This window comes from Pseudomonas sp. 3A(2025), assembly GCF_054589175.1.
In genome coordinates this window covers 1-9,314 of the sequence record NZ_BAAILM010000036.1, presented here as the reverse complement: position 1 = coordinate 9,314, position 9,314 = coordinate 1, and the positions used below count along the sequence as shown (strand labels likewise).

Sequence of the window (9,314 nt, the reverse complement as noted above, 5' to 3'; positions counted from 1 at the left end):
GGTGCGCGACGGGCAACTGCTGACCTGGTTCACCGCCCGGCATCCGGTGCCCGTCGCGCACCTGCACCACCACCTGAAACAAAGCCTGCCCGCCGCCTTGTTGCCTGCCGCCTATATGCGCATGCAGCACTGGCCGTTGACCGCCAACGGCAAGCTCGACCGCAAGGCCTTGCCGGCACCGGGCCCCGACGCCTCGATCCGCGGCGAATACCAGCCCCCGCAAGGCGAGGTCGAAACGTTGCTGGCCGCGCTGTGGGCCGAGTTGCTGGGCGTCGAACAGGTCGGCCGCGAAGATCACTTTTTCGAACTGGGCGGGCATTCATTGCTGGCTGTGCAATTGGTCGAACGCATGCGTCGCCAAGGGTTGGGGGCCGATGTGCAAGTGCTGTTCGGTCAGCCCACCCTGGCCAGCCTGGCCGCCGCTGTTGGCGCCGACCGTGAGGTGCCGGTGCCGGCCAATCGCGTGCCGGCCGGCTGCACGCACATCACCCCGGACACGCTGGCATTGCTGGCGCTGGACCAGACCAGCATCGAGCGCATCGTTGCCAGTGTGCCCGGCGGCGCAGCCAATGTGCAGGAAATCTACCCGCTGGCACCGCTGCAACACGGCCTGCTGTACCACCACATGACTGCCGGCCAGCGCGACCCCTATCAACAACAGGCGGTCTTCGCCTTCGCCAGCCGCGAACGCCTCGACGCTTTCATTGCCGCGCTGCAGCAAGTCATCGCCCGTCACGACATCCTGCGCACCAGCCTGTTCTGGGAAGGCCTTGAACAACCGGTGCAAGTGGTCTGGCGCGACGCCGTGCTGCCGGTCGACACCCTGACACTGCCCGCAGGCGATGCCATACAACACCTGTGCGCCCGGTTTGACCCCGGCGTGCGTCCGCTGGACATTCGCCGTGCGCCGATGATGGCCCTGGCCTGCGCCCAAGACTCCGATTCCAGCCCTGGCCAGCCGCGTTGGCTGGGCCTGTTGCAGTTCCACCACCTGATCAACGACGCCACCTCGACCGCCGTGCTGATGGCTGAAATCAATGCCTTGCTGCACAACACCGGCGCCAGCCTTGCAGCGCCGGTGCCGTACCGCAACTACGTGGCACAGGCCGGCGCAGCCAACCGCCAGGCCGGGCATGAACAGTTCTTCAAACAACTGCTGGGCGATATCGACGAGCCCACCCTGGCCTTCGACCTGCGCGAACGCCCGCAGGACGGCCGCGATCACCAGGAAGCCCGGGCCTGGCTCGACGACGCGCTCAGCGAGCGCCTGCGCGCCCAGGCCCGGCAGTGGGGCGTCAGCCCGGCTAGCCTGTTTCACCTGGCGTGGGCACATGTACTTGGCAGCCTGGCCGGGCGTGAGGACGTGGTGTTCGGCACCGTGCTGCTCGGCCGGTTATTGGCGGGCGAGGGCGCCGACCGCGCACTGGGCATGTTCATCAACACCCTGCCGCTGCGCGTCAATCTGGCCGCACAAAGCGTCAGCGCCGCCGCCTTGCAGACCCATGCACGGCTGGCGGCGCTGCTGGCCCATGAACACGCGCCACTGGCGCTGGCCCAGCGTTGCAGCGCACTGCCCGCCGGCACGCCGCTGTTCAACAGCCTGCTCAACTACCGCCATGCGCAGCCCGAGCCAGAGCTGCCCGGCATCGAACGGCTAAGCAGCAGCGAAGTGGTTAGCTACGCCTTGATGCTCGCGGTCGACGACACCGCCAGCGGCTTGCGTCTTACCGCGCGGGTGCCCAGCTACATCGGCGCGCAGCGGGTGCTGGACTACCTGCGCAGCGCCGTACAGGGTTTGGTCGATGCGCTGGAGCTCGCGCCGCACACGGCGCTGAGCGACGTGCCGGTACTGCCCGAAGCCGAGCGTCGCCAGTGGCTGGTGGACTACAACGCCACCGCCGTCGACTGGCCGCTGGAACAGGGCATTCAGGCGCTGTTCGAACAACAGGTGCGCCGCCAGCCACGCGCCATTGCCCTGCAAGCCGGCGAGCGCAGCCTGAGTTATCAGGCCCTCAATCAGCAAGCCAACCGCCTGGCCCATCACCTGATCGCGATGGGGGTAAAGCCCGACGACCGCGTCGGGCTGTGTGTCGAGCGCGGGCTGGAACTGGTCATCGGCCTGCTGGGCATTCTCAAGGCTGGCGGCGCCTACGTGCCGCTCGACCCAGGCTACCCGGCCGAACGCCTCGACTTCATGCTCGCCGACAGCGCCCCGGTGGCTGTGCTGGTGCACGCCGCCACCCGCGAACGCCTGCACGCCAGCACCCAAACCCTGCTCGACTTCGACCGCTGCGACTGGCACGCCCAGCCCGACCACGACCCGCAACTGCCGGATTTCAGCGCCTCGAACCTGGCCTACATGATCTACACCTCAGGCTCCACCGGCACCCCCAAAGGCGTAATGCTCCAGCACCGCGGCCTGTGCAACCTGGTGCGCTGGGGCTCGCAACTGATTCCACCGCAGGCCGATGCCGCCTTGCTGCAAAAAGCCCCATTCAGCTTCGACGGCTCGGTGTGGGAATTCTTCTGGCCGCTCAGCGCCGGCCTGCGCCTGGTGCTGGCGCGCCCCGACGGCCACCGCGACCCCGACTACCTGGTACGCGAAGTACGCGAGCAACGCATCAGCGTGGTCAAATTCGTGCCGGCCCTGCTGCAACAATTTCTCGAAGCCGACGGCGTCGAACACTGCACCAGCCTCACCGACGTGGTCTGCGGCGGCGGCGAACTCACCGCCGCACTGGCGCGTCTGGTGCGCGAACGTCTGCCCAACGTGCGCCTGCACAACGTCTACGGCCCCACCGAAACCACCGTCGACAGCACCGCCTTCACCCTCGAACCCGACGCACCGCTGCCCGACAGTCAATTGCCCATTGGCCGACCATTGCCCAACACCCACGTCTACATCCTCGACGCTCAGGACCGCCCGGTGCCCCACGGCGTCAGCGGCCAACTGCACATCGGCGGCGTCGGCGTCGCGCGCGGCTATCGCGGCCTGCCGCAACTCAACAGCGAACGCTTCATTAAAAGCCCCTTCGTGCCCGACGACCGCCTGTACCGCACCGGCGACCTGGTGCGCCTGCGCGCCGACGGCGAAATAGAATTTCTGGGTCGCAACGACTTTCAGGTCAAACTGCACGGCCTGCGCCTGGAACTCGGCGAAATCGAAGCCCGCCTGACCCAACACCCCGCACTGCGCGAAGCCGTGGTCCTGCTGCGCGAACAACGCCTGGTTGCCTACCTCACCCTGCAACCCGGCCACCCCGCACCCGGCATCGAAGCCCTGCGCGCCCATGTGCTGGCGCAACTGCCCGACTACATGGTGCCCTCAGCCTACGTCACCCTCGACGCACTGCCACTTAGCCCCAACGGCAAAGTCGAACGCAAAGCCCTGCCAGCGCCCGACCAGCACGCACTGCTAAGCCGCGACTACCAGGCACCGCAAGGCGAGGTCGAAACCACCCTGGCGCGGGTCTGGGCACAACTGCTGGGCGTGGAACGGGTAGGGCGCGACGACAACTTCTTCGAACTGGGCGGGCATTCATTGCTGGCCGTTACCCTGGTGGCACGGCTGCGACAGGCTGGGTTGCATGCCGATGCAAGAACCCTGTTCAGCCACCCGACCTTGCAAGCACTGGCGGCGCAGACGAGACGGCAAGTGGAACAACACGCCATTCCGGCAACGACGATTCCGGCATTGAATCGCAAACGGAAGATTTGAACGGGGGCGACAGTCTTTATCTACTGAGCGGTTCGAGTGTGCACCTGTCGAAAAAAAGATTCACAGACACCAGCACTTTACTGCCGGCGGGGTAAGTTGATGACGCATCGGCGGGAACTGTGCAGATGGCCGTATCGCCCCCGCCTTTTCGAGTGAAGTATTCGAGATTGCCGTTCTTGAACGTCCACGACTTTACCTCCAGGGTAAAGTCGTCAGGACCACGGTGATCGTCAATCCAGATCAGCAAGAACAAGGCCAGGCTGGCCAGCAGTGAAAGTGTTGCGAATAGGAAAATCAAAGAAAAAACCAACCATTTCAATTCCTTGAGAAAAAACATAGCGGCTTCCCGTAAAAACACTGCTTCGCAACGTTGCTTTTTAAAGTCGTACAAAATCTTAGCATTCGGTCAAGGTGCAGATGTAAAACACGGGCAAGCCCCACGAAAATCCCGGCGTGGACCAGCCCTTGACCTCCAGCCTCGTAGCCCAATTCCGAAATATCTGTAATCACCCCGCAATAACCGGCCATCACTTGTGATGCGCCGCCCGCTTGGTTAACCTGCGCGCCTCTCGCTGCCAAATCAGCGAGGCGGGTTTGGCGACCCTCACTCAACAGACGCATAGCGAACCATCGCGCTTTCATGCACGTACAACCGTGTCCGAAAGCCTGTGTTATGGCGGCTGTGCGTGGGAGACCTTCGGGTCTGCCGGTGTTATCTGTTGACCGGTTCGCCAACCTGCGCACAGCTGCCACCCATTCGTTTGGCGACGAATAGTGGCAGTCCGTAGGTAATCAACAGAGAGACAACCATGGACATGCTGACCCCCAGTGCCCCCATCCTGGAGCACTACTCCGCTGAATGCTTTTTCCGCCACCACCGCCGCCTGCGAACCATTCGCCACGACGGCCAAGCTTGGTTCTGCCTTCCCGACCTTGCCCGCCTGATGGGCGTGCGCCTCGATGAACGCTGCACGATCAAACTCGACCCCGATCAACGCCGGACGGCCTGGCTTGAATGTCATGGCATCTGGGAGAAGTGCCTGATGGTCAGTGAGTCGGGGGTGTTTGCTTTGTTGATTCATCATTATGTGCCGGAGAATCGGACGCTGCGGCAGTGGCTGACGCATGAGGTGCTGCCAGAGCTGCATAAGCGGGCAGAGCGGATGGTGGAAGAACCGGATGTGAGTCGGCTGGAGTGGCTGGGGAATACGTTGTTGATGCTGCAGTGGAAGAATGAGAGCTGGGTTCGGTGGCGGGATATGCCGTGTTTGGTGGCGGAGGTGCCGAGGGGGCGGGGGTTGTGGTGGAGGGTTTGGGATAGGATTCTTGGCAGGAACTCTGCTGCGATAATTAGCGAGAGGTAGATGGGGGGCGAGGTGAGTGGCCTTGTAAGTACTTATCTGCCTGAAGCTACTGGTGGCAGAAAAAGGTGGAATCTATTTAGATAGTGATTCATATTAAAATAATAATGCAGATCCATATTTTATGATTTTTGTAAGATGGACAGGGTCGGGCGTTCAATTAAAAAAGCAAGCGCCGATTTGAGTTCGTGTAATTAGGATATTAGGAGCTAGTGCTATAAATGCCAGATAAAAACCAAGAAGAAAATGCAGGGTTTTGCTTGATCGGAAATCGACTTCGACTTGCAAAAAGCCTTTTGGAATAATCAGATAAGTTGCCTGGGGCGGAAGCGTACGGTAGCATCAAGGTCAAGGCTTTGTTGGCTCATGAGCGACATGAGCGAGAGTCTGTGGTTGTATATTTGTTATTGACGTGTCTGGATTTACTTGGTCAGTCAGAAAGATATGTTTCTTTTGATGAGTGGCTGAGTAGTCATAAGGAAAAATATTCAAGTCAGCGTGATTTGGCGATTTCTAAATTAGGTCAGTGTATTGATCCTGTCGAGGTCTCAAAAGCTTTATTGAGTGCCTATAATAAAGTTTACGGTGTGACAAATTCATTTTTTGGAGGTATTGATAAGCTTTCTGAAAATGCACGAGACTACTTGTTTTCAAATATTCGGATTAGTGAGTCGCTCATTTGTGCTGGTGGCAAAGCAAGAGATAATTCTACAAATGGTGTTGTAGTGGAAAATCAAAATCAGCTAAAAAAGAAATATTTATTTAGCTTGCGTAACTCTTTCACTCATGCACTTGATCAGCACTATATGTCTTCTGCACCTATGATGTCGATTTTCGGGAATGAGGCTCACCCTGAGTTGGCCGATCAGCCTCGAGCATCTTGGGGTTTTTTTGTGCACGAGGGTAAAGCTTTGCCATTTGGGATTGAGCAGCAGAAGCGCGGGAGGTATTTATATGAAACTAGTGACCTAGTATTTGTGCTATTTGAAGTGCTATATGAAACTATTGGAGAGAAGTTTGATAGGAGTGATATAAAAATCAATTTTTTTATTTTCTCCATTGAAAATGGATTTTGCCCTTTAGTGGCTAGCAAGGACCTTGATGAGTGCTTGAAGCTTGAGTTTAATGCAGCTAGGTCGAAATGGGGTTGTTAAGCTTTGCACAAAATCCTTTGAAACCTTCTTGCTGACGCAATCCGGTAAAGCCCGCCGTCATCAAAGACAGGAGCCCTATTACGATGGCAAAGCGGTACGAAATCCCGGAAACGGCGGTAACTGCGCCATAAACCCCACCCTTGCAAGATAGGGTTTATCGTCATCGTGGGATCTGCGGCGAGCAGTTCCACGGCAGCAAGGCTTCGAAGTCTTCCACCGACACCGCCTGCGGCAGACGCTCCGTGTCGTAGCCATGCATAAGGTTCACGCCCATTCGCCTTGGCGGTTTCAACCAGGCTGTACAGGCGAGCACTGGCACTGGCGCCTCGTGGCGTAAAGCAAAAGAGCCAGTTCTTTCTTCCGATAACAAAATGCCTGATCGCGCGTTCGGCCGCATTGTTGTCGATGGGCAGGTAGCAGGCCTCGGTGTAGCGCTTCAGCTTGCTCCAGTTATTGGCCAGATAACCCACGGCTTTGCCCAAGGCGCTTTGCGGCGTCACATGAGGCTGGGTTTTCTCCAGCCATTCGTGCAGCTCTTTCAGGATCGGCACACTTTGCTCGGCTCGAATTCGATGAAGTTCTGCCTCGCTGACCTGATGTTTCTTCTGATCGCGCTCGATCTTGTATAGCGCATTGATCTTCAGCAACGCCATGTCGGCACGCCCGGTTTTCCCCTTGGGCTGTACTTTCTGTGCATCCACGAACTTGCGCCGCGCATGCGCCCAGCAGCCCAGACGCTCAACGCCCGCTTGCTGTTCGATCGCGTTGTAGCCTGAGTAATCGTCGGTCATCAAGTAACCGCGATATCCGGCCGGCAGGCGTGAAGCCACCTCCTGTTCACGGCTGGTCGAGTAGTCAAACAGGATGACCGGTTTGTCCGGCGGGCCGCCGGTCTGCACCCACATCCAGGATTGGCTGGTGGCTTCGCGGCCCGGCTCTTTCATGACCTGGACACGGGTTTCGTCGCAGTGGATCACGCGGCTTTCCAGCAGTTGGTCGCGCATCAGGTTGATCAGCGGCTGCAGGAGTTCGCTGCACTGCATGACCCAGCGGGCCAGTGTTTGTCGCGAGACATTGACACCGTGGCGTCCCAGCACCTTTTCAAAGCCGTGCAGTGGCAGACCGTCGACGTATTGGGTGGTCAGCAGCATGGCCAGGACACTGGGGCTGGCCAGGCTCTTTTCGATGAGTTGCGCAGGCTTGTCGGCAGTCACCGGTGCGGTTTCGCAGCCTCGGCAGCCATAGACTTTGCGGATGTGTTTGATCACCCGGATCTGCATCGGCACGATTTCAAGCTGTTCGCTGACGTCTTCACCCATAACGTGTTTGCGGCAGCCGCATTCACAGGTCAGCTCGTGCTCGGGCAGTTCGTGAACCACCTCGACACGCGGTAAGTCAGCGGGTAAGGGTTTGCGCTTGCCACGACGTTTGGCGGGGTTGGCCGATTCTTCGTCAGCGTCCTCGGCAACCGTTTCAACCAGGCTTTCGGCCTCGTTGAAGAGTGCCAGTTATGGCGAGTCTGCATCGGTACTCTGTTCGGACTTGCGACCGAAAAGACGATGACGCAGCAAAGCGTTCTCTTCTTCAAGAAGAGCCACTTTGGACTGCATCTGCGCCAGCAGTTGCTTGAGCGCATCCAGGTCGTCAGGGAGAGCATCGGGCATGGAAATCATGCCCCGGATCATACCTGCGGTATCGGTGTCAGGCGACGAATCGGGGTGTCATTACCTGATGAGGACGGTTGCGCCAAAGATCGAAACCGTCAAGTAACCAGTTCAATTCCTGAACGCTGAGTACGATCACATCGTCGGTGATGTCAGGCGATGTTTTGAAGCGTTCGGCTTCGAGGCGCTTGAGCCAGAGACAGAAGCCGTTGCGCTCCCAATAAAGTATTCTCACCCGATTACGGGAGCGATTGAGAAAGACTAAAAGCACCGGGTCGAACACGGCCACCTTGATATCCAGTTCGACCAGGGCGGCCAGGCCATCGATGGATTTTCGGAAGTCGACGGGCTTTGGGTAGAGATAGACTTTTTCGGCTTTGGCGTCGGGACGCATCATGAGCGGCTGGCTCCTGAGAGGTTTCGGGAGCTCAGCATCGGGGATCAGGTCGGGGCTTGGAATGTGGAGTTGGTGAGGCGGTTACGATCAAGCTTCAGGCTCATGTCAGCGTGAAGGATTTGGAGGCCTCAATCGAGTACTACCTGGAAACCTACAACCAGAATCCGAAGCCATTTCGCTGATACAAAAAAGCAAGCGAGATCCTAGGTTTCGTTGTTCGTGCAGCAAAAGCATTGGGCAAGTGATTTTATGTCTTAATTGTGAAGCACCAAACTAGAACAGGTCTTGGCTAGACTTCGGGGTCAGTTCCGCCTCCAAGAACTCAAGTTTTGCTAGAAGTTCGTCAAAGGTAATGATGTACACGTCTTTGCACGCATTTCGGAATACCTCAAGGCAACGCAGCTTGATTGGCTCTATGGGGGTTCGGCCAGCGACGACCACGCATTTGATGACATCAGCATCTGACAAACGCAGGGCCGGGTTGTCATAAACATGGTTAAACCAGCGTTTTCTAAGCTCGCTCTGCTGAAACAGCACTTGGGTAACAGCACCAGAGAGATACGAGCTTGGTCCAAATACATGCTTCCCCCGATAAGCAGTGCCCTGTAGCAATCCCGTTTCCGGAGTTTTTATTTCAACAATGGCAACTGCTTGACCATATTCTTTGAAAAGGAAGTCGCCGATCTGGGCTCCTGCCCCCGTCAAGGTAGAGCCCATTGCATGGAATTGCGTATGAGTTAGCTCGACGGGGCGAGCGAAGGCCATGCTCAAAACGAATTTGTTCTGCTCAAAAAACTTCTGCCAATGATTTTCGCTCAGTTTATTGGCAAGCTTCACCTTAAATGCATCAATCATTTTTGCCAGCGTCACCCGCTCGATTTCGGCGTGCAGAACCATTAGGTTTTGTACGAAAAGTCGGTGCGGGTAGAATTGCGGCCATGATTGGCTGGAGGCCCGCATGGCAAAGCGTTACGAACTCTCCGACGCATCGTGGGAATTGATCAAGGATCTGGTTTCTCC

The 9,314-nt window shown here is 57.9% G+C and carries 6 protein-coding genes and 2 pseudogenes; 4 read left to right on the top strand and 4 right to left on the bottom strand.

What is annotated here, in order from left to right; translation table 11 throughout:
• Positions 1-3,718: non-ribosomal peptide synthetase (locus ACYP2A_RS15520; protein ID WP_459746289.1), on the top strand; the 3,718-nt coding region annotated here is incomplete at its 5' end.
• 16 nt (positions 3,719-3,734) lie between these two features.
• Here the strand turns inward: ACYP2A_RS15520 and ACYP2A_RS15515 are convergent.
• Entirely contained in the window at positions 3,735-4,055 is a 321-nt protein-coding gene (locus ACYP2A_RS15515) for a hypothetical protein (RefSeq protein WP_459746287.1), read from the bottom strand.
• Between the two features lie 472 nt (positions 4,056-4,527).
• On the opposite strand from ACYP2A_RS15515, the gene ACYP2A_RS15510 reads away from it, so the two are divergent.
• On the top strand, positions 4,528-5,082 hold the full coding sequence (locus tag ACYP2A_RS15510) for a BRO-N domain-containing protein (protein ID WP_459746285.1): 555 nt from the start codon (positions 4,528-4,530) through the stop codon (positions 5,080-5,082).
• Between the two features lie 353 nt (positions 5,083-5,435).
• Positions 5,436-6,233 (top strand): hypothetical protein, encoded by a 798-nt coding sequence (locus ACYP2A_RS15505; protein ID WP_459746283.1) that lies wholly within the window; start codon positions 5,436-5,438, stop codon positions 6,231-6,233.
• A 160-nt stretch (positions 6,234-6,393) separates the two neighbouring features.
• Here the strand turns inward: ACYP2A_RS15505 and tnpC are convergent.
• Together tnpC and tnpB are read right to left on the bottom strand one after the other, a co-directional pair.
• Positions 6,394-7,906 (bottom strand): annotated as a pseudogene (tnpC, locus tag ACYP2A_RS15500) (IS66 family transposase).
• A 28-nt stretch (positions 7,907-7,934) separates the two neighbouring features.
• The gene (gene tnpB / locus ACYP2A_RS15495; RefSeq protein ID WP_459746280.1) at positions 7,935-8,294 is read right to left on the bottom strand and encodes an IS66 family insertion sequence element accessory protein TnpB; all 360 of its coding nucleotides are present in this window, start codon (positions 8,292-8,294) and stop codon (positions 7,935-7,937) included.
• 86 nt (positions 8,295-8,380) lie between these two features.
• Between tnpB and ACYP2A_RS15490 the strand changes: the two are divergent.
• Positions 8,381-8,539 (top strand): annotated as a pseudogene (locus tag ACYP2A_RS15490) (IS630 family transposase); the annotation flags it as partial.
• 28 nt (positions 8,540-8,567) lie between these two features.
• Here the strand turns inward: ACYP2A_RS15490 and ACYP2A_RS15485 are convergent.
• Entirely contained in the window at positions 8,568-9,191 is a 624-nt protein-coding gene (locus ACYP2A_RS15485) for a Shedu immune nuclease family protein (protein WP_459746277.1), read from the bottom strand.
• Between the last annotated feature and the right edge of the window lie 123 nt (positions 9,192-9,314).

Excerpts from the sequence above, each read along its gene's own strand:
- ACYP2A_RS15515 (WP_459746287.1), bottom strand. The coding sequence starts at position 4,055 with ATGTTTTTTCTCAAGGAATTGAAATGGTTGGTTTTTTCTTTGATTTTC.
- ACYP2A_RS15510 (WP_459746285.1), top strand. The coding sequence starts at position 4,528 with ATGGACATGCTGACCCCCAGTGCCCCCATCCTGGAGCACTACTCCGCT.
- tnpB (WP_459746280.1), bottom strand. The coding sequence starts at position 8,294 with ATGATGCGTCCCGACGCCAAAGCCGAAAAAGTCTATCTCTACCCAAAG.
- ACYP2A_RS15485 (WP_459746277.1), bottom strand. The coding sequence starts at position 9,191 with ATGGTTCTGCACGCCGAAATCGAGCGGGTGACGCTGGCAAAAATGATT.